The 18,737-nt window shown below is 69.3% G+C and carries 16 protein-coding genes; 11 read left to right on the forward strand and 5 right to left on the reverse strand.

The annotated features are described in order from the left end of the window. The first annotated feature begins 52 nt into the window (after positions 1 to 52). Together OG766_RS35640 and OG766_RS35645 are read left to right on the forward strand one after the other, a co-directional pair. Positions 53 to 1,333, forward strand: a complete 1,281-nt coding sequence (locus tag OG766_RS35640; protein ID WP_328727271.1) for an O-antigen ligase family protein — start codon at positions 53 to 55, stop codon at positions 1,331 to 1,333. Beyond that, complete coding sequence (locus tag OG766_RS35645; protein WP_328727273.1) at positions 1,334 to 2,176, forward strand: class I SAM-dependent methyltransferase; 843 nt, start codon at positions 1,334 to 1,336, stop codon at positions 2,174 to 2,176. It begins immediately after the preceding gene. A gap of 39 nt (positions 2,177 to 2,215) precedes the next feature. Here OG766_RS35645 and OG766_RS35650 read toward each other — a convergent pair whose 3' ends face one another. Next, on the reverse strand, positions 2,216 to 3,520 hold the full coding sequence (locus OG766_RS35650) for a lipopolysaccharide biosynthesis protein (protein WP_328727275.1): 1,305 nt from the start codon (positions 3,518 to 3,520) through the stop codon (positions 2,216 to 2,218). Between the two features lie 49 nt (positions 3,521 to 3,569). Then, entirely contained in the window at positions 3,570 to 4,751 is a 1,182-nt protein-coding gene (locus tag OG766_RS35655; RefSeq protein WP_328727278.1) for a glycosyltransferase, read from the reverse strand. Between the two features lie 227 nt (positions 4,752 to 4,978). Here OG766_RS35655 and OG766_RS35660 point away from each other — a divergent pair, with 227 nt between their 5' ends. After that, positions 4,979 to 5,500 (forward strand): acyltransferase, encoded by a 522-nt coding sequence (locus OG766_RS35660; protein WP_323137377.1) that lies wholly within the window; start codon positions 4,979 to 4,981, stop codon positions 5,498 to 5,500. A gap of 30 nt (positions 5,501 to 5,530) precedes the next feature. After that, a complete protein-coding gene (locus tag OG766_RS35665; RefSeq protein WP_328727281.1) occupies positions 5,531 to 6,052 on the forward strand; it encodes an acyltransferase in 522 nt (173 codons plus the stop codon). A 33-nt stretch (positions 6,053 to 6,085) separates the two neighbouring features. On the opposite strand, the gene OG766_RS35670 is transcribed toward OG766_RS35665, so the two are convergent. Beyond that, the gene (locus OG766_RS35670) at positions 6,086 to 6,937 is read right to left on the reverse strand and encodes a class I SAM-dependent methyltransferase (protein WP_266389552.1); all 852 of its coding nucleotides are present in this window, start codon (positions 6,935 to 6,937) and stop codon (positions 6,086 to 6,088) included. Positions 6,938 to 7,179: 242 nt separating this feature from the next. On the opposite strand from OG766_RS35670, the gene OG766_RS35675 reads away from it, so the two are divergent. Continuing rightward, entirely contained in the window at positions 7,180 to 8,316 is a 1,137-nt protein-coding gene (locus OG766_RS35675; RefSeq protein ID WP_328727283.1) for a glycosyltransferase, read from the forward strand. Then, on the forward strand, positions 8,313 to 9,293 hold the full coding sequence (locus OG766_RS35680; RefSeq protein ID WP_266389556.1) for an NAD-dependent epimerase/dehydratase family protein: 981 nt from the start codon (positions 8,313 to 8,315) through the stop codon (positions 9,291 to 9,293). Before OG766_RS35675 ends, OG766_RS35680 begins: the two co-directional genes overlap by 4 nt. Positions 9,294 to 9,347: 54 nt before the next feature. Here OG766_RS35680 and OG766_RS35685 read toward each other — a convergent pair whose 3' ends face one another. Both OG766_RS35685 and OG766_RS35690 read right to left on the reverse strand, forming a co-directional pair. Then, entirely contained in the window at positions 9,348 to 10,382 is a 1,035-nt protein-coding gene (locus OG766_RS35685; RefSeq protein ID WP_266389559.1) for an MraY family glycosyltransferase, read from the reverse strand. After that, positions 10,370 to 11,443: an NAD-dependent epimerase/dehydratase family protein gene (locus OG766_RS35690; protein WP_328727286.1), complete on the reverse strand. Its 1,074-nt coding sequence runs from the start codon at positions 11,441 to 11,443 to the stop codon at positions 10,370 to 10,372. The genes OG766_RS35685 and OG766_RS35690 overlap by 13 nt, the downstream gene beginning before the upstream one ends. 258 nt (positions 11,444 to 11,701) lie before the next feature. On the opposite strand from OG766_RS35690, the gene OG766_RS35695 reads away from it, so the two are divergent. The 5 genes from OG766_RS35695 (at position 11,702) to OG766_RS35715 (ending at position 18,725) form a co-directional block, all read left to right on the forward strand. Beyond that, the gene (locus OG766_RS35695) at positions 11,702 to 12,970 is read left to right on the forward strand and encodes a nucleotide sugar dehydrogenase (RefSeq protein WP_266389565.1); all 1,269 of its coding nucleotides are present in this window, start codon (positions 11,702 to 11,704) and stop codon (positions 12,968 to 12,970) included. Between the two features lie 33 nt (positions 12,971 to 13,003). Beyond that, positions 13,004 to 14,572: a polysaccharide biosynthesis tyrosine autokinase gene (locus tag OG766_RS35700; RefSeq protein ID WP_328727289.1), complete on the forward strand. Its 1,569-nt coding sequence runs from the start codon at positions 13,004 to 13,006 to the stop codon at positions 14,570 to 14,572. A gap of 196 nt (positions 14,573 to 14,768) precedes the next feature. Then, positions 14,769 to 15,593: a glutaminyl-peptide cyclotransferase gene (locus tag OG766_RS35705; RefSeq protein ID WP_266389569.1), complete on the forward strand. Its 825-nt coding sequence runs from the start codon at positions 14,769 to 14,771 to the stop codon at positions 15,591 to 15,593. A gap of 399 nt (positions 15,594 to 15,992) precedes the next feature. Next, positions 15,993 to 17,309 carry an MFS transporter gene (locus tag OG766_RS35710; RefSeq protein WP_328727292.1) on the forward strand — a complete coding sequence of 439 codons (1,317 nt, stop codon included), beginning with the start codon at positions 15,993 to 15,995 and terminating at the stop codon, positions 17,307 to 17,309. A 102-nt stretch (positions 17,310 to 17,411) separates the two neighbouring features. Next, the gene (locus OG766_RS35715; protein WP_328727294.1) at positions 17,412 to 18,725 is read left to right on the forward strand and encodes a condensation domain-containing protein; all 1,314 of its coding nucleotides are present in this window, start codon (positions 17,412 to 17,414) and stop codon (positions 18,723 to 18,725) included. The last annotated feature ends 12 nt before the right edge of the window (positions 18,726 to 18,737 follow it).

Genomic DNA, 18,737 nt, shown 5'->3' on the forward strand with positions numbered 1-18,737 from the left:
TGTCGTCGGCACCGCGAAGGAAGTGAGTGATGGTCAATCCGGTGGGCAGCGCATGAGGTCGCCTGCTGCCGTCGTCCTCGGCTGGCTGTGCCTGGTGGCCGCAGTGCCGGCCGTCGTGTACCTGGTGCTGTTCCACGGTGCGGCGACCGCCGCCGCGACCGTGGTGACCTGCTTCGCCCTGCTCGTGTGGCCGCGCCCGGACCTGGCCCTCGTGATGCTCCTGGGGCTCGTCCCGGTGGCCGCCGTCGCCGAGCCCAGCGGCACGGCGGCGGTGGTGCTGGTCACCGGTGCCGTCGCCGTCCTCCTGTTCCGGGTCGTGCTGAGGGGCCTTCAGCCGCGCGTCGATCTGGCCGTGCTCCTGCTCCTCACTTTCGCGGTCACGGTGAGCTATCTGCTGCCGCAGATCACGGTGACGACGGAGCGGCCCTGGAAGGGCTACGTGGTGCTGCTCGTGGGGCTCGGCCTCCTCGCGGTGTCCGCCGCGGCGCCCGCGGACCCCCGACGCATCGCGCAGGTCGTCGCGGTCTCGGGAGCGGCGGTCGCCGGATACCTTCTGCTCCAGGAGGAGTACGCCGCCGGCCGCCTGACCGGGCTCGCCCTCAACCCCAACTACATCGGTGCCCTGCTGGCGCTCCCGCTCGTCGCCGCCGTCGGCCTGGCACGACTCAATCGCTCCTGGCTGTGGCTCCTGCCCGCACTGCCCTGTGCCACCGCGATCCTCGAGACACGATCGCGGGGCGCCTTCCTGATGGTCGCGGCAGGCGTGGCGTGCGTCGTGCTCGCCGGCCGACCGCTGCGCCACAAGGTCCTCATCGCGCTGTCGATCTTCGGCGTCGCCATGGTCCTGCCGGGCAGTCTGGACGAGGTGGGGAACAGTCTGACAGGTGACCGGTCGACGGTCGAACTCACGGCGAACACCGACGTGCGCAAGCGGGCCGCCTGGGTGGCCGCACGCGTCGCCTTCGACCATCCGTTCCGTGGCATCGGGTACGGCATGTTCCCCGAGTACGCCCGGACCTCGTCCGACCTGGGCATCTACATCAACACCCACAACGAGTACCTGAGGCTGGCGGCCGAGGCCGGAATCGGGGCGCTCGTCCTGTTCGTGGCTCTGCTCTGGCTCGGCCTCGCCCGCCGACGCACCCCGGACCTGGCGATTCTTCAAGCGCTGGGAGTGGCCACCGCGGTGGGCCTGCTCTTCGCCAACACCCTGACGAATCTCGTCGTGTCCGCCCCGTTCTGGGTCTCCCTGGGCTGTCTGCTCGCTCGATCGGCGCGCAGTAGTCGGCCGGACCCTGCGCCAACCCCCCTCCTCAGCGTAAGGAAGACCTGAATGATCGACTGCGAGACCGAGATCAGCCAAGGACGGCGTTTCGCCTTCGGCCAGAACTGGCATCAGTTCGGGCAGCTGGTCGACGAAGAGCGCATCACCTCCGCCAGAAGATCGCTCGAACTGGCGCTGGGCACCACCGATCTCACCGGGCGGACCTTCCTCGACATCGGCTGCGGGAGCGGACTCTTCTCCCTCGCGGCCGTGCGCATGGGCGCTCGGGTCCGGTCGTTCGACTACGACCCCGACTCGGTCAGAACGACCCAGAAGCTGCGTGAGGAGTTCGCGCCGGACACGGACTGGAGCGTGTGCTGCGCCTCCATCCTGGACCCTGACTTCGTGAAGCGGCAGGGGAAGGCCGACATCGTCTACTCATGGGGGGTGCTGCACCACACGGGCTCCCTCTGGAAGGCGATGGACGCCGCGTGCGGACTGGTCGCCCCCGGGGGAACGCTGTTCGTGTCGATCTACAACGACCAAGGGCTGGAGAGCCGGGTCTGGACGGAGGTGAAGCGGCGCTACAACCAGTCCGGGCCCCTCGCGCGGCGCCTCCTGCTGTCCGGCAGCGTGCTCTACCTGAGCAGGAACTATCCGGCCCGCGCCCTGCTGAACGTGGCTCGTGGACGCGGCCCGGCGAGCGGGGCCGTCCCCCGTGCCCGGGGCATGTCGCGCAAGCACGACCTCGTCGACTGGGTGGGAGGCTACCCGTTCGAGGTCGCGACGCCCGAGGAGGTGTTCTCGTTCTGCCGGGAGCGCGCCTTCGAGCTGCGTCATCTGAAGACCTGCAGGGGAGGGCTCGGCTGCAACGAGTTCGTCTTCACCCTGGGCGCGCGCGCCGACGGGTGAGCGAACCCGGGCCCGCGGTTCGTGCAGCGGGATCCCGTGTCATCGAGACCGGCCGACATCCAGGTCGCCGCGCCCACGCCGCAGCGAGCTCGTGATGCGAGAGGTGTCGGCGCTCGTCGGCAACAGCCGCCGCCACGGGGTCCCGCTGATCCGCGCGAAGTGCGCCACCTGCAGGACGACCAGAGTCGCGTAGGCCGCTGTCGAGGCGATCGCGCAGCCGGCGGCACCCCACAGGGGGATCAGCATCGTGTTGAGTCCGATGTTCACCCCCAGGGCGAGCAGCGACGGCAGGACGACGAAGCGCGCCGACCGGAACCGCAGCAGGAACGTGGCGACGGGACGGCCCGCCGACAGCAGCAGAATTCCGGGAACCAGCCAGGCGACGAGAGCGGCGGCCTCCGCGTAGGCGTGACCGTACACGGGAGTGATCAGGGCGGACACCGCGATCACCGTCGTGACGACGGACACGGCACCCAGAATCACCATGAGCCGCACCATCCTGGCCGCGACGGCCGCCGAGCCCTCCATGTCGTGATCGAACTGCCGGGGCAGAGTGACCTGTGCGAAGGCGTCGACGCCGATGCGGCTCAGCTCCGCGAGGGTGACGGCGAGCGTGTAGATGCCGACATCGCGAGGGCCCGCCAGCGCGTTCAGCAGGAACACGTCGGACCTGAGCAGCAGATAGGACGCGGCCGAACCGGCGTGCAGCCGCAGGCCTTTGGCGCAGGTCGTCTTGGCGAGCCCCAGGCGCGGCCGGCTGACGGTGACTCCGCCCCTCCCGACCAGCACCACCAGGGAGACCCCGAACGACACGGACCAGACGACGACGACCGTGTACACGGTGAGGTGTCCGGTGAGACCGAGTGCGACCAGGCACGTGCACTGGACGACCGCGCCCGCCAGCGGGGCCAGTCCCGCCACATGGGGGCGGTCGCGCAGTACGGCGATGTTGCTCGAGTACAGCACGCCGACGCCCAGCGGCACGCCCACACAGGCCGTGGCCAGCAGCCACAGATCAGGCATGTTGCCGTGCCCCTGGAACACGACTGCCGCCGCCATCGCCGCGAGGGCGGCCCCGGCGCCGATCATCAGCCCCAGCGGAACGCTGTTGCCCTCCAGGGAGGCGCGTCTGCCCTTGTCCGACCACAGGGCCGTCTGCGCCTGCTCGATGGACAGATGCCCGAGGGCCATGGCGGCGGTGCCGACCGTGACCGCCATGTAGTACGTACCGCGCGCTTCGGGCGGCAGGGCCCTGGCGATGATGACACTGGCGACGACACCCATGACGAGGGCGCCCGCGCGAGCCGCGACCATCCGGACGAACTGCAGTCTGCTGTCGGCCATGCCGCCGGATCTCCTCAACTGACCGTTCGCCGCCGGGACGCCCCTGCCACTACGCCGTGAATCGGCGCTCCAGCAACTGGTGATAGAGCGCTACGTACCGGTCCACCATCACGTCGGCGGTGAGGTTGGCCAGGGCCCATTCACGTGCCCGCCGTCCCAGGACGGCAGCGGCTTCCCGGTCGCCGAGCACCGACTGGAGGCCGTCGGCCAGGGCGTCCGCGTCGGCGGGGGCGACGAGCACGCCCCGTCCGTCCTCGAGGAGTTCCGGCGTGCCGCCCACCGCGGTGGCGACCACGGGCCGCCCCGCCGCCATGGCCTCCATCACGGCATTGCTGGACCCTTCGTACAGGGACGGAAGGACGACCACGTCCGCCCGGGCCAGGAACCCGGCGACATCGGTGCGGAAGCCGAAGAAACGTACGTCGATCCTCAGGCAGGCGGCCAGCTCCTCCAGCGCGTGGCGCTCGGCACCGTCTCCGATCAGGACAAGGGTGCACGGCCTTCCTCTGCGCCGTAGCTCCGTGCACGCCTCCAGGAGGTGCCGGTGCCCCTTGTGGGACGCGAGATTGGCGACGCACAGCACCACGGGCAGCGAAGTGACCACCTCGGCGGGCCGGGCGATCTCGAACTCCTTCCGGGTCATCCCGTTGGGAATCACCGTGAGCTTGGCGTCGGGGACGCCCTCGTCCCGCCGGACGTCATCGGCGACCGCCTGCGCGTTGGCGACCAGTAGATCCGTCCACCGTGTGGCGATCCGCTCCAGAGCCAACGCCACACGGTGTCCGCGCTTGAAGAAGCCAAGACTCCGCCGGCCCGCCACCAGCACGGGTACGCGCGCCAACCGTGCGGCGGGGGCGGCCAGCACGTAGGAGTGCAGGAGGAAGGCCTGCAGAACCTGCGGCTTCTCCCTCCTCAGAAAGGCCAACAGGTTGACGAAGGCCCGGACGTTGCCGGTCAGCGACTTCCAGTGCAACGTCACGCGCTGGAATCCCAGATTCACCAGGATCACTCCGGAGTCCCGCAGCTCAGCCTCCCGCGGGCCCTTGTGGAACAGGACCAGCAGATGGGTGCGGACACCACGCTGGCTCAGTCCGCGGGCGAGCAGGACGAGCTGCTTCTCCGCGCCCCCGAGACCGAGCTGTCCGATCAACAGGCAGACCCGGGAGAGGGATTGGCGCGAGGGTGCGGCCTCGGCGAAAGAGACGAGTGGTGCTTGTGTGTGATCCATCATGTGCATATAGGGCACGACTCGCTATTCGGCGTTAATCGGGTATGTCGTGGTTTAGTGTAGGCCTGTGTTGATCACGGCCGCAGCTTTGACGGCCGCCGCATCCGCGTGTCAGGCCTGAGGTGAGTCGATCACGCCACCATGTCGCCGCCCCGGACCCCGACGCACTCCGGCTCCACGGCGCGATGGCCGCCGACACACCCGCGAGTGTTGACGGAAGGAACGCCGAGATGAAGAACAGGCTCATGGTCTGGGGTGTGCGTTGCTTCTACAAGCTGATCGGCCAGCGGCTGCACTGGCGCACCCCCGGCGCCCGACGGCTGCGTGGCTGGTGTGCCCACAAGATCTGCGCAGACGTGCAACTGCCGGTCACCATCAACGCCGGAGTGGGGCTCCCTCCCACCCTGACGATGGGGCCGTACGCCGGAATCGGGCAGGGCGCGATGTTCCTCGGCCTGGGCAACGTGTCCCTGGGCGCGCACCTGACGATGGGTCCGGAGTGCCTGTTCATCACGGGAGACCATCCCGTGCCCAAAGCAGGGGGAAACTTCCGCGACCACACCCCGGTGCACGCCGACATCGTCGTGGAGGAGGACGTCTTTCTCGGCGCCCGGGTGACGATTCTGCCCGGCGTGACCATCGGCCGTGGTGCCGCCGTTGGTGCGGGCAGCGTGGTGACGAAGGACGTACCCCCTGAAGTGGTCGTCGCCGGAAATCCGGCCAGAATCGTCCGTGCCCGTGAGCAGGTATGAAAGCCGAGTGTTGACGGAAGGAACGCCGAGATGAAGAACAGGCTCATGGTCTGGGGTGTGCGTTGCTTCTACAAGCTGATCGGCCAGCGGCTGCACTGGCGCATCCCCGGTTCCCTTCGCCTTCGTGCCTGGTGCGCCCACAAGATCTGCGCGGATGTGGAATTGCCGGTCATCATCCTTGCGGGCGTATGCCTGCCACCATCCTTGAGGATGGGGCAGCACGCGGGAATCGGGGAGGGCGCCAGGTTCCTCGGCCCGGGCGCCGTGTCCCTGGGCGCGCATCTGTCGATGGGTCCGGAGTGCCTGTTCATCACGGGAGACCATCCCGTGCCCAAAGCAGGGGGTAAGTTCCGCGACCACACCCCGGTGCACGCCGACATCGTCGTGGAGGAGGACGTCTTTCTCGGCGCCCGGGTGACGATTCTGCCCGGCGTGACCATCGGCCGTGGTGCCGCCGTTGGCGCGGGCAGCGTGGTGACGAAGGACGTACCCGCCGAAGTGGTCGTCGCCGGAAATCCAGCCAGGATGATCCGGGCCCGTGAGCGGGCGTGAAGAACTCGGGCGAATCCCAGGCCGACTTCTGCGCTACTTCTCGAGAACCAGGGTGATGGACGAGACATGGCGCAGCGCGCAGAAAGCCAACCAGTCGATCACGGCACGCCTGGAACGGCGGTAGCCGGCCAGGCCGCCGTGACCGAGCATCGCCGAGATCTTCTGCTGGTAGAGCTCTTGTGTGTACCGGTACGAAAGCTTCAGGCCCGCACGCTTCGACTCCTGCGAGAATTCCTCGAAGTAGCGGTAGGTCGTCCCCAGGTGTAGATAGGTCGAGATGCGCTCGGCCGTTTCCCTGATGTCCCCGGACCTGTTGTTCCCCACCCTCATCTGTCGCCACATGCGTGCCATTGCTGCACGCTGCTCATGACCGCGAACGCGGTGAATCAGCGGCATGAGGACGTGACCGTCGCACAGCGCGTTCCGCAACGGGAACACATGCATCGAGCATCCGCCCGGCCCGAGTACGCGGCTGAGCTGAGCCAGGAACGAAGGGAGGCTGACAACGTGCTCCAGTACCTGGTTCGACACCACGATGTCGAACGCTCCGTCAGGGTATGGCCAAGCCTCGTGCTGGGAAACGGACGTGATGCGCTCGGCCCACGGGACACCCGGCATCAAACCCTCCAGTCGATCCACCGTCGATCCGGGGAACTCTGGGTACTCTGCCAAAGTGTCGGTGACGTCGAATCCGTGGACCTCGATATCGGCTCCGGGGTTCAGGTCGGTCAACCCGGCCTGGAGAAACGCGATGAGGTCTCCTTTGCCGCAACCCACGTCAAGAACTCGAAAAGTTTCACGCCCTGCTCGGCTGGACAACTCCGTGTTCGCCGCCGCCAAAAGGTGCTGATGTGTGAGACTTTTCGGTGCCAGAGAGATGGTCATGCTGCCGTACTGTACATGCGCTATAGCGCGAAGCGGACGTGAAACGCCCCAGGTCTGCACTGCTTGGGTGTTCCTTCCGATCCGGGTTAATGGCGCCGCTACCGATTGAAGCCTGTCGTACCTCGTGCCCTTGACGAATACTTCGGTGCGCGCCGCCTAGTATCTGTCCCATGTCGACCGCTACGTACCGAGCCGCAGGTTCGGAATTCCGTCGCCTTCGTGTGCTGAGGGTGATCACGCGAATGAACATCGGCGGACCGGCTGTTCAGGTGTCGGCGCTTCTTCGGGGGCTGGATTCCGAGCGATTCGAGCATCGTCTCATCGCCGGATTCGTGGCACCGGACGAGGCGGACCATCTGGAGCAGCGGGCACCCGACCTCCCGGTTCAGCGGATCAACGGACTGGGACGCGCCGTGCGGCCCACGGACGACGCCCGCTGCCTCGTCGAACTCGTCGCCGCCATGCGGCGGTTCCGGCCCCACATCGTCCATACGCACACCGCGAAAGCCGGTGCTCTGGGCCGGACCGCCGCGGTACTGGCCCGAGTGCCGTCAAGGGTGCACACCTTTCACGGCCATCTCCTGCACGGCTACTTCTCCCCGGCGAAAACCAGAGTCGTGGTGGGCGCCGAACGCGGGCTCGCCGCGCTCACGGACCGGCTCGTCGCCGTCGGCGGACGGGTACGCGACGACCTCGTCGCCGCGGGAATCGGCAGGGCCGGCCAGTACTCGGTGGTCCCGCCCGGCACCAGTCTCGCCCCGGCACCCGACCCCGCGAAGGCCAGGAGCCTCCTGGGACTGCCACAGAACTGCCCCGTGGTGGCGTACGTCGGCCGCATCACCGCGATCAAGCGCCCCGACCGGCTCCTGGCCGTGGCCCGGGAGGTACACCGGGTCGTACCCGAAGCGCACTTCGTGGTGTGCGGCGCGGGCGACCTGCGGCCGGACCCGGAAGCCGTCGCCGAACTCGGCGACCATCTCCATCTGCTGGGCTGGCGCGCGGACGTGGAGACCGTCTACGCCGCCGCCGACATGGTCCTGCTGACGTCGGACAACGAGGGCATGCCGGTCAGTCTGATCGAAGCAGGCCTCGCCGGGCTGCCTGCTGTCGCCACCGACGTCGGGAGCGTCGCGGAGGTGGTGCAGGACGGTATGACCGGATTTCTGGCCGGACCACGGACCACGGAGATCGCCGGCCACACGGTGACCCTTCTGCGCGATGCGAAACTGCGCCAGGAGATGGGCGCACGGGCGCGCACGTTCACCGGGCGGCGCTTCGGCGAGGAGCGCCTGGTGGCCGACACACAGGCCCTCTACACCTCCATCGCCGTCGCCCGCGGCTGGTGGACCGCACCCCGTCCGAAAGGTGAGCACAGTTGAACGTCCTCGTTACCGGAGGCGCCGGGTTCATCGGCGCCAACCTGTGCCAGGAGCTCGCATCACGTCCGAACGTGGGCAGGGTCATCGCCCTGGACGACCTGAGCACGGGCTCCGCGGCCAACCTCGCGGGAACAGACACCGAACTGGTCGAGGGAAGCATCCTCGATCCCACGCTCGTCGACAGCGTCGTACCCCGAGTGGACGCCGTCGTCCATCTGGCGGCCCGTCCGTCCGTACCGCGCTCCCTTGCCGACCCGGTCGCCAGCCACCACGTCAACGCCACCGGCACGGTCAACGTCCTCGAGGCATGCCGACGCGCGGGCGTCCCCGTCGTCGCCGCCTCCTCGTCCTCGGTCTACGGAGCCACCGCGGTCCTGCCGAAGCACGAGAACCTGGCGACCCGGCCACTGAGCCCCTACGCCGCGAGCAAGCTCGCGACCGAGGCGTACGTCCTCGCCTATGGCGCCTCGTTCGGCCTGCCCACCCTGGCGTTCCGGTTCTTCAACGTCTACGGGCCCCTGCAGCCGGCCGGACACGCCTACGCCGCCGTGGTCCCGGCCTTCATCGACGCCATGCTGCGCGGCACCCCCGTACGGATCTTCGGCGACGGACTGCAGACCCGTGACTTCACCTACGTGGGCACCGTCGTCCGGGTGCTGGCCGACGCGGTGCTGCGCCAGGTGTCCTACGCCGGGCCGGTGAACCTCGCCTTCGGGACCCGGGTGACCCTGCTCGACCTCGCCCGGGAACTCTCCGACATCACCGGACTACCGGCCGGCATCCGGCACGAGGCGCCGAGGGCGGGTGACGTCCGCGACTCCCAGGCGGCCGACGGGCTGGTTCGCGAGCTGTTCCCCGACATCGTCCAAGTGCCCCTGGAGCAGGGGTTGGAAAGGACGGTGAACTGGTTCCGCACGCTGCCCGACTACGCGGAGCGGCCGGCAGCCGCCGCAGCGGTGCCGGCCGACGTGGGCTGACAGTGATCTGACGCGGTACCGAGGGCGGTCACCCCCGACGGGCGGTGACCGCCCTCAGTGCTGTTCGTCGGCGACCGCGGCGTAGACGGGGACTCTCAGGAGCCGCAGCCAGACGACGGCGGTCACCGCGACCACGGCGATCAGCACGGCGCTCTGCGGGACGATCTTGAACAGGACCAGGACGGCCGTGAGACTCGTCAGCGCGGCGAAGCCCCCGATGGCGACGGTCACCTGGCGGACCGTAAGGCCGAGGCGCCGCAGCCGGTGGGCGACGTGGTCCTTGCCGCCCTGCATGACGGGCCGGCCCTCTCGGCGCCTCGCCACCATCACCAGGCCGGTGTCCGCGGTGACCACCAGGGTGATGAGCAGCAGACTGCCGTACCCGGACAGGGCGGTGCTGTCCCGGTGCAGGGTCATGCTCGCGGACGACACGAGGAAGCCGACGAACAGCGCGCCCGCGTCACCGAGAAAGATGCGCGCCGGGTGCCAGTTGTGGAACAGGAACCCGGCACAGGCACCGGCGAGGGCGGCGGCGACCGACGCGGTGCCGACCAGACCGGCGGAGAGCGCGGCGCAGCACAGGAATGCCGCGATGACCGCGGTCACCGTGGACACCACCCCGTCCATGTTGTCCAGCAGATTGAACGCGTTGGTGGTGAAGAGGATCCACATCACCGCGAGTACCGCGTCGACCCATGTGCCGAAGAGCACGGGGTGGCCGCACCAGGCGACGACCACGAGCGCTGCCGCCGCCTCGACGGAGAGCCGGATCCGGATGCTGAGCGGACGCAGGTCGTCCACGAGGCCGAGCACGGCGATGACCGCGGCACATCCGAGCACCACACCGAGGGTGGAGTCGGTCGCGCCCGCGCCGAACACGACCACACTCGCCGATCCCACGGTCGCCAGGGCGACGGCCATGCCGCCGAGGTAGGGAGTGGGGGAGACGTGCACCTTACGGATGCCTGGCTGGTCCGTGTACCCGCGCCGTACGGCGAGGAGACGCAGGGGCTCGGTCAGCAGCGCGGCGACGGCCAGGGCCACCAGCCCGGCGAGGGCCGTCACCATCCACGGGCTCAGACCGGACATGGACCCGCCGCCACCGCCCGGCCGTCGGCGCCGCCGGCATGCCCTTCGTCCGGGCGCCCGGGAACGGCGACGGGCGCCTGCTGAGGGGCTTCGCCGCGGGCGTCCGCCACGGCGTCGACGAGGATGTCGCCGAGGTCGCGCCGCGGCTGCCAGCCGGTGAGGGCCCGCAGTTTCGTGGTGTCCGGGACCCGGCGTTCCATGTCCTCGAACCCGGGTCCGTACGCATCGGTGTACGAGACACGGTGCACGGTCGACGTGCTGTTCGCACAGGCGATGATGCGTTCCGCGAGATCGAGGATGCTGATCTCCTCGTCGCTTCCGATGTTGAAGGTCTCTCCCTCGGCCTCGGGACGGTCGAGCAGCGACACGAGCGCCGCGACCACGTCGGTGACGTGGAGGAAACAGCGGCTCTGCCGGCCTGTTCCGTAGACCGTGAGCGGTTCTCCCAGAACCGCCTGCCTGGCGAATCGCGGAATCACCATGCCGTACGCCGGGCTCTGCCGAGGGCCCACGGTGTTGAAGAAGCGCACGACGGTGGCACGAAGCCCGTACTCGCGGCGGTACAGCTCGGCGAGGATCTCGTCGACGGCTTTCGCCGTGCTGTACGACCATCGCGGCACCGACGGACTTCCCAGAACGCGGTCGGACATCTCGGTCAACGGTCCGGAGGAGTTCTTGCCGTAGATTTCCGACGTACTGGCGAGGGTGACGTGCCGGCCATGGCGGTACGCCGCCTCGATGACCGTTTCCGTTCCCTTGGTGTTGATCGTGAACGACCTCAGCGGCTGCTCGACGATGAGCTTCACCCCAACGGCCGCCGCCAGGTGCACGACGCGATCGCATTCGCCCACCAGTTTGTCGACCAGCGGTTCATCCAGCACCGAGCCGTGCACGAATTGGAGATTTCCCCGCTCGCGTGCGCCGGCGAGGTTCTGCAGGCGTCCGGTGCTGAGATCGTCGAGTACGACGACCGGCCCGCCACGCGCCAGCAGCGCATCGACGAGATGGGAACCGATGAAACCGGCTCCTCCGGTAACCAGGTACTTCGGATGGTCCGTCACGCCGTCACTCCGTGTCTGTGGGTGGGGCATTGCCGGGGTCATGTGCACCGGCGACGCACGGCAACGATATCCGGGAACAACATAAATAGAGTGAATTGATAGATCAGTTAGTCCACTTGCCTCGCCGCTCGAAGGACGGGATGACTCTGTTTGCCTGAAGAGCCGTCACTCAGCAGGAGCACCGGGCGCGAACCCTGGCATACATCACGCATATTCCACCGAAACATTCGGCTGGGCAGGCGAGAGGAGAGTGGGACCGTGTCGGTGTCAGCGCAGAAGGTGGTCGTCGTCGGCCAGGGGTACGTGGGGCTCCCACTCGCCGTTCGGGTGGTCGAGGCGGGGCACAGCGTCGTGGGTCTCGACGTGGACGAGATGCGGGTCAAGCGGCTGGCGGCCGGTGAGTCGTTCGCCGAGGACGTCTCGTCCCCCCGCCTCATGGCAGCCCTCAATTCGGGCCGTTACCTCCTCAGCACGGACTACGCGGATGCCGCCGGCTTCGACGTCTGCGTCATCACGGTGCCCACGCCTTTGAAGGACGGCGCGCCCGACCTGAGTTTCGTGGAGAGCGCCGCGCAGTCGGTGGCCCCGCATCTGAAGGCGAACGCCACGGTGATCCTCGAGTCCACCACGTACCCGTGCACGACCGAGCACGTCGTGTGCCCGATCCTGGAGGCTCACAGCGGACTGCGCGCCGGCAAGGACTTCTTCCTGGGCTACAGCCCGGAACGGATCGACCCGGGAAACCCGACGTGGCAGCTGGAGAACACCCCCAAGGTGGTCTCCGGAATCGACGACCTCTCCCTGCAGCACGTCGAGAAGTTCTACAGCGACGTCGTGGAACGGACCGTGCCGGTGAGTTCACCGCGCACGGCGGAGCTGACCAAGCTCCTCGAGAACACCTTCCGCCATGTGAACATCGCGCTGGTCAACGAGCTCGCGATGTTCTGCAGGCCGCTGGGTATCGACATCTGGGAAGTGATCGACGCGGCGTCGACCAAGCCCTTCGGATACATGCGCTTCCTGCCCGGTCCCGGCGTGGGTGGTCACTGCCTGCCCATCGATCCGTCGTATCTCTCCTGGCAGGTCAAGCAGGCACTGCAGCACGACTTCCGCTTCGTGGCACTGGCCAACGACATCAACAGCCACATGCCCGACCATGTGGTTCTGCGCGTCGCCAGAGGACTCAACACGCGCCGCAAGCCGGTCAACGGAAGCCGGATCATGGTCCTCGGTCTCGCCTACAAAAGGAACACCGGCGACATCCGGGAATCGCCTTCCGTGGCCGTCGCCCAGGGGCTGCAGAAACTCGGCGCGCACGTCGTCGCGGTGGAACCGTATGTCGACGCCTCACACCTGCCGCAGGACATTCTGTGCGTCCAGCTCACCGAGGAACAGGTCGCCGCGGCCGACGCGGTGGTCGTCGCCACCGATCACGACATCTTCGACTACGCGATGGTGGAGCGGGTCGCCGACTACGTATTCGACGCCTGCAACCGCTGCCGTTCGGAAGTGGCCGAACGTCTCTGAGGCGGCGCACTCGCACTCCGCTGAGGGTACCGAATGGTCGAACCCGCATGCCGTGTGCCCGAGATTCCCACTGCGAACCCTACGGTGAATGTCCATTTACCGCTCCGATCGGGGAAGACCTTGGATTTGCGCGAATACCTACGAGTCCTTTCCCGCCGATGGCGCGTCATCGCCCTGGTGACCTTGTTGGGGACGGGGGCCGGTGTCCTCGCCACCACCCTCGCCACACCCGAGTACCGGGCGACGACCACACTCTTCGCCTCCCTCCAGGGCGGCGACGACACGTCCCAGCTCAACCAGGGGAACTCGTTCACCCAGGCACGAGTTCAGTCCTACGCCGACATCGTGTCGAGCCCAGAGGTGACCACACCGGTCGTCAAATCCCTCAAGCTGGGCATGACCCCGGCCGAACTGGCCTCCCGGGTGTCGGCGGAGGCGCCGCTCAACACGGTGTTGGTCCGGCTGACCGTCACCGACACCCGCGCGGCGCGGGCCGCCAAGGTCAGCAACGCCCTCGCGGACCGCTTCGCGCAGGTGATCAGGGAGCTGGAGAGCCCTGACGGGGACACGGACGAGTCTCCGGTCCGGCTCACCGTCATCCAGCCCGCGGCCGTGCCGGTCGCCCCCTCGTCACCGAACCCCACCCTCAACGTCGCACTCGGCCTGGCCGTGGGCCTGGTCCTCGGACTGGGGCTGGGCGTCGCGCTGGAGACGGTGGACACATCGATGCGGGACTCCAAGGCCCTGTCCGAATGCCTGGCGGCCGCTTCCGGGCCGCCGGTGCTGTCGAGCATCGTGCACGACCCGCGCGCCTCCCGGCGCCCGGTCTCCCTGCGCGACGACACGTACAGCACGCGTGCGGAGGGCTTCCGGAAGTTGCGGGTCAATCTCCAGTTCGCCGAGATGGGCAAACGGCCGAAGGTCATCGCGGTCACGAGCCCGCTGCCGCGTGAGGGCAAGAGCAGCGTCTCGGTCAATCTGGCCGCCACGCTGGCCGAGGAAGGGGCCAAGGTATGCCTGATCGACTGTGACCTGCGCCGTCCGTCCGTCGCCTCGGCTCTCGGACTGGTCAGGGACGCCGGGCTGACCACGGCGCTGGTGGGCAAGGCCGGGGTGCGTGACGTCCTGCAGTCGGCAGGGTCGTTCTCCGTGCTCACCAGCGGGATGATTCCTCCCAATCCGACGCAGATCCTTGGAAGCAGCCAGTTCGGGGCCGTGCTGCAGGACCTCGCGGAGGAGTTCGACCATGTGGTCGTGGACACCGCTCCGGTCCTTCCGTTCGCCGACACCCCGGCGATGGCGCACGCCGTCGACGGCTATCTGCTCGTCGCACGTGCCGGACGGACCAGCAGGAGCCAGATCCTCGACGCCCTGCGCATCCTCGACCGCGTCAACGTACCTGTGCTGGGAGCCGTTCTGAACGGCGCTCCCGCACGAGGTGACGGAGAGGCACACGGCTACGCGTACCGGTACCACCCGAAGCCGGACATGGCGGACCGGCTCACGGCGCTCGTGCCCACGCGTCTGGCAGCGGTGGTTCCCCGCCGAGGATCCTCCGCCAACGGACGCACGGCGCCGGTGCCGGTCAAGACGCGGCCGTAGCACCGAAGGCCGCCGTCGCCGGCGGTGCGGACTGCTTCCCTCGGTCCGGCCGCGCCCCCTGTGAGGGGCGCGGCCGGACCTTTCCGTTTCCGACGGAGCCGGCCGCTCGGGCCAGGACGCCCGGACGGGCGACCACCGGCGAGCCGTGCCGTCGTACGGGCCCGGTACGGCCGGGCCTCTGTGCCAGGGTGGCGCCATGCGGCTTGCGTTCGTGATCCCTGTGGCGGCCGTCGTCCTGGTCGGAGGGATGCTGGTCCCGTCGTGCGATGCGGGCGGCGGATCCACCGACCACGGGCAGGGCGTGCCCGGGCAGGCGGCGGAGCAGGTCGAGCAGTTGAGGGTGGACGTCATCGAGACCCTGCCCCACGACCCGTCGGCGTTCACCCAGGGCCTGGAGATGGCGGGCGGCATGCTCTACGAGAGCACGGGCGTGTCCGGCCGCTCGACGATCCGGGCGGGGACACCCGGGGCCTCGCCGGTGCTTCGCGCGGAGCTTCCCGCGCCGCTGTTCGGCGAGGGAATCACCGTCGTGGGGCCGACTCTGTGGCAGCTCACCTGGCAGAACGGTGTCGCCATCGAGCGTGACGCCGAAACACTGGCCGAACTGCGCCGCGTCCCCTACCGCGAGGAAGGCTGGGGCGTGTGTCACCAGCGGCGCCGCGGCCGCCTGGTGACGACCGACGGCACCTCCCGGCTCGTCTTCCGGGATCCCCGGACTCTCGAGAAGACGGGGGAGACCGCCGTCACCGTCCGCGGACAGCGCGTGGGGCGGCTCAACGAACTCGAATGCGTCGACGACGTCGTCTACGCCAACGTCTGGCCCACCGACCGGATCGTACGCATCGACGCCGACTCCGGTGAGGTGACCGGGGACATCACCGTCCCGGCCCTGCTCACCGCGACCGAGAGACGGCGCGCGGACGTCCTCAACGGCATCGCGGCGATCCCGGGAACGGATCAGTTCCTGCTGACGGGCAAGTGGTGGCCCAAGATGTTCCGGGTGGCTTTCGTGCCCCGCTAGGCCTCTGAGAGTTCCCGTTCGAAGGAAGTGCCGACACGTACTCGGCAGCAGTCCTCGCGGTCGACGGACGGGCTCTGACGGTGGGGCAGGTTTCGCCTCCGCTGTGCCGTTCCCACTCCATAGCGGCCGGAATGAGCGGTTCAGGTCCATGGTGATCAGGAGTGACTGTTTTCGGTCAGGATTTGACCCGTGACGCTGTGTAGGCGATCGGCCGGATGTCTCGCCCGGTCGTCGCCACGCGGCCGCGTCCTGTGCGGCCCCGCTGTGGCGGCATTCATCCGGGCGTACCCCTCGTACGGCGAAAGTTTTCCTGGGGAGGCGGCGAAGTGGCGCAGGAATCGTCCGAAAGTGTGTGCGGCGCTTTGACTGCTGATCGGCGGTTCAGTGACTGTCGTTCACATGTCCGTCACATTCCGGGACGCCCCCGGCGGCCCGCTGCGCACGCGTGACTTCCGGATGCTGCTCGCAGGAGCTGCCGCCGGACAACTCGGCGCCCACGTCACGCTGGTGGCCCTGCCCCTCGTGGCCGTCCTCGTACTCGACGCGTCCGCCTTCCAGGTCGGACTGCTGACGGCCGCGGAGACCGCCGCCTTCCTCCTCATCGGGCTGCCCGCCGGGGCACTGACCGACCGGATGCGCAAGCGCCCCCTGATGATCGGGGCCGACGTCGTGCGCGCGGCGGTCATGGCGAGCATCCCCGTCGCCGCGCTCGCCGGCGTCCTGACCATGGCTCAGCTCTACGCCGTGGCACTGATCAGCGGTGTGGCGACCGTGTTCTTCGACGTGGCCCACCAGAGCTACCTGCCGCAGATCCTGCCCCGGGAACAGCTCGTCGCCGGGAACGGTGCGCTGGAGACGGTCCGTTCCACCGCGCAGGTGACCGGCCCCGGGATCGGCGGTGGGCTCGTCCAACTGGCCGGAGCGCACCTCGCCGTCATCGCCGACGCCATCGGCTACGCCCTGTCCGCGCTCTTCATCCTCGGCATCGAGCGACCCGAGGAACGCCCCGCGCCCTCCAACAGCGGTTCCCTGCGCAAGGACATCGCCGAGGGCGTCCGGTTCGTCATCGGCCACCCGCTGCTCCGCGTCATCGCGCTCACGACCGGCCTCGCCAATCTCTGCACGGCCGTCCTCATGGCCACCCAGACGGTCCACCTCGTGCGCGTCGTCGGGCTGCAGCCGGGCGGGCTCGGACTCGTCCTGTCCGCATCGGCCGTCGGCGGGCTCCTCGGCGCGCTCTGCGCCGGGCGGCTCGCCGCACGGGTCGGGCAGGCGCGGCTCATCTGGCTGTCGGCCCTGGCGACCGGTCCGTTCGCCGTGCTGTGGCCCCTCGCCGGCCATGGCGTGGGCGGCGCGGTCCTCTTCGCCGCCGGATCCGGTGCCGTCTCCTTCGGCGCCGTCGTCTACAACGTCGCCCAGGTCAGCTTCCGCCAGGCGCTGTGCCCGCCCCGTCTGCTCGGCCGGATGAACGCCACCCTGCGCTTCCTCATGTGGGGCACCCTGCCGCTCGGCGCACTCCTCGGCGGCGCCCTCGCCGAATCGTTCGGCCCTCGCACGGCACTGGCCTGGTGCGCCGCGGGATTCCTCGCCGTACCGCTGCCGCTGCTGCTGTCCCCGCTGCGCCGGATGCGTGACCTGCCGGTGCCCGAACACCCTCAGGAGGAATCGGCGCAGGGAGCCGGCGACGAGCCCGTGCCGTCGGCGTCGGCGAGCTGAACCGGCCCTGCCACAGGCCCTGTTCGCGCCCCCCGCGCGCGCATGACCGCCCGCCCGACACCTTTTCCCGACTCCCGCCCGGCCCATCACCGAGAGGAACACGTGCTCAGCATCACGAGCCAGTACCTGGCCCGCTACCGGCAGCTCACCGCCGGCGAGCGGACCCACGCCCTGCTGCCCGTCACCGGAGCACAGCGACGCTTCGTGCTGGTGCGTTCCCTCGACCCGTCAGGACGCCCCGACGTGGTGCCGATGTTCTTCGCCTTCCCGCACGGCACGGTCGACGCCGAACGCCTCGGGGCAGCAGCCCGCCGGCTCGCCGCACGGCACCCGGCCCTGCGCTCCCGGCCGGCGGTGCTGCGCGGAACACCCGTGCTGTGCGTCGACGGCCCGGACGTACCCGTGACGTCGCTCGACCTCGCGCCGGGCGAGAACGCCGACGACGCGCTGCGCCGCGCCCTGGACGCGTGGGACCCGCACGGCTCGCCGCTACGGATCTTCCTCGTACGCGAGGTACGGGACGGACGCGACGCCGCGCACACCGCTGAGGAAGTGCTCGCGATCGTCCTGGACCACGCGGCGTGTGACGGTCAATCACTTGCGCGCATCGTCGAGGATCTCGGTGCCGCCTACGCCGCGGGCACCACCGCGGAGCCGCCCTCGCCCGCGGAGACGGAGGCCGAACTCGCCGCGTACACGGAAGCCGTCCTCCTGCAGCTCGCCGCCGAGGAACGGGCGGACTCGCCCGCCGCGGCGGTCTACTGGGCCGACCGGCTCCGCGCCGTACGGGAACGGGCCCCGCAGCCGAGGCCGGGACGCGTCCCCGACGGATCACTCCCGAGCGGCTCGGCCGACGTCAGGCTGCCCGCCCACGACCACTCGGTGCCCTTCCCCGCGTTGCTCGACGCCTGCCGCTCCGCCGCACGTGCCCTCTACGGGCCCGGGAACGTCGTACCGATCGGATACCCCTGGGGCGGCCGCCCTCAGGGCGCCGCACCGGTCGTCGGCTGCTTCCTCAACACGGTCGTCTTCCCGGCCGCAACCGGCCACGGGCCCGACCCGGAGGTGACGGCAGACGCCTGGTGGGACGACCTGGACCGGGCCGACATGCCCTTCGACGCGGTCGTGAGCGCCGCCCGGTCCGCCGGCTCGGGCTGGACCGGTCGCCTCGACGGACTGCTGACCGTCGACGACGCCCGCCGGCGCCCACCCCTGCGGCTGGCCGGTGTCGAGGGCCGGGAGATCCACATCGGCGGAAGGCCGGTACGCGGACCGTTCGCCGTGTCCGTCACACAAGGCGCCGAACTCCATCTGCGCATGGTGTGGGACCGCGCGGTCCTCGACGACGGCACGGCGGAGCAGGCGTTCGCCGACCTCACCCGTGCGCTGCGGACACCGGAGCCCACCGTGCCCTGACGCCGGCCGGCC

Origin of the sequence: Streptomyces sp. NBC_00259, assembly GCF_036181745.1 — a bacterium.
Taxonomy (GTDB): Bacteria; Actinomycetota; Actinomycetes; order Streptomycetales; family Streptomycetaceae; genus Streptomyces; species Streptomyces pratisoli.

Bases quoted from the DNA above. Each gene is read 5' to 3' on its own strand.
- OG766_RS35700 (WP_328727289.1), top strand. From the start codon at position 13,004: ATGGTCGAACCCGCATGCCGTGTGCCCGAGATTCCCACTGCGAACCCT.
- OG766_RS35665 (WP_328727281.1), top strand. From the start codon at position 5,531: ATGAAGAACAGGCTCATGGTCTGGGGTGTGCGTTGCTTCTACAAGCTG.
- OG766_RS35655 (WP_328727278.1), bottom strand. From the start codon at position 4,751: ATGATGGATCACACACAAGCACCACTCGTCTCTTTCGCCGAGGCCGCA.
- OG766_RS35640 (WP_328727271.1), top strand. From the start codon at position 53: ATGAGGTCGCCTGCTGCCGTCGTCCTCGGCTGGCTGTGCCTGGTGGCC.
- OG766_RS35660 (WP_323137377.1), top strand. From the start codon at position 4,979: ATGAAGAACAGGCTCATGGTCTGGGGTGTGCGTTGCTTCTACAAGCTG.
- OG766_RS35710 (WP_328727292.1), top strand. From the start codon at position 15,993: ATGTCCGTCACATTCCGGGACGCCCCCGGCGGCCCGCTGCGCACGCGT.
- OG766_RS35645 (WP_328727273.1), top strand. From the start codon at position 1,334: ATGATCGACTGCGAGACCGAGATCAGCCAAGGACGGCGTTTCGCCTTC.
- OG766_RS35650 (WP_328727275.1), bottom strand. From the start codon at position 3,520: ATGGCCGACAGCAGACTGCAGTTCGTCCGGATGGTCGCGGCTCGCGCG.
- OG766_RS35675 (WP_328727283.1), top strand. From the start codon at position 7,180: ATGAACATCGGCGGACCGGCTGTTCAGGTGTCGGCGCTTCTTCGGGGG.
- OG766_RS35685 (WP_266389559.1), bottom strand. From the start codon at position 10,382: ATGTCCGGTCTGAGCCCGTGGATGGTGACGGCCCTCGCCGGGCTGGTG.
- OG766_RS35670 (WP_266389552.1), bottom strand. From the start codon at position 6,937: ATGACCATCTCTCTGGCACCGAAAAGTCTCACACATCAGCACCTTTTG.
- OG766_RS35705 (WP_266389569.1), top strand. From the start codon at position 14,769: ATGCGGCTTGCGTTCGTGATCCCTGTGGCGGCCGTCGTCCTGGTCGGA.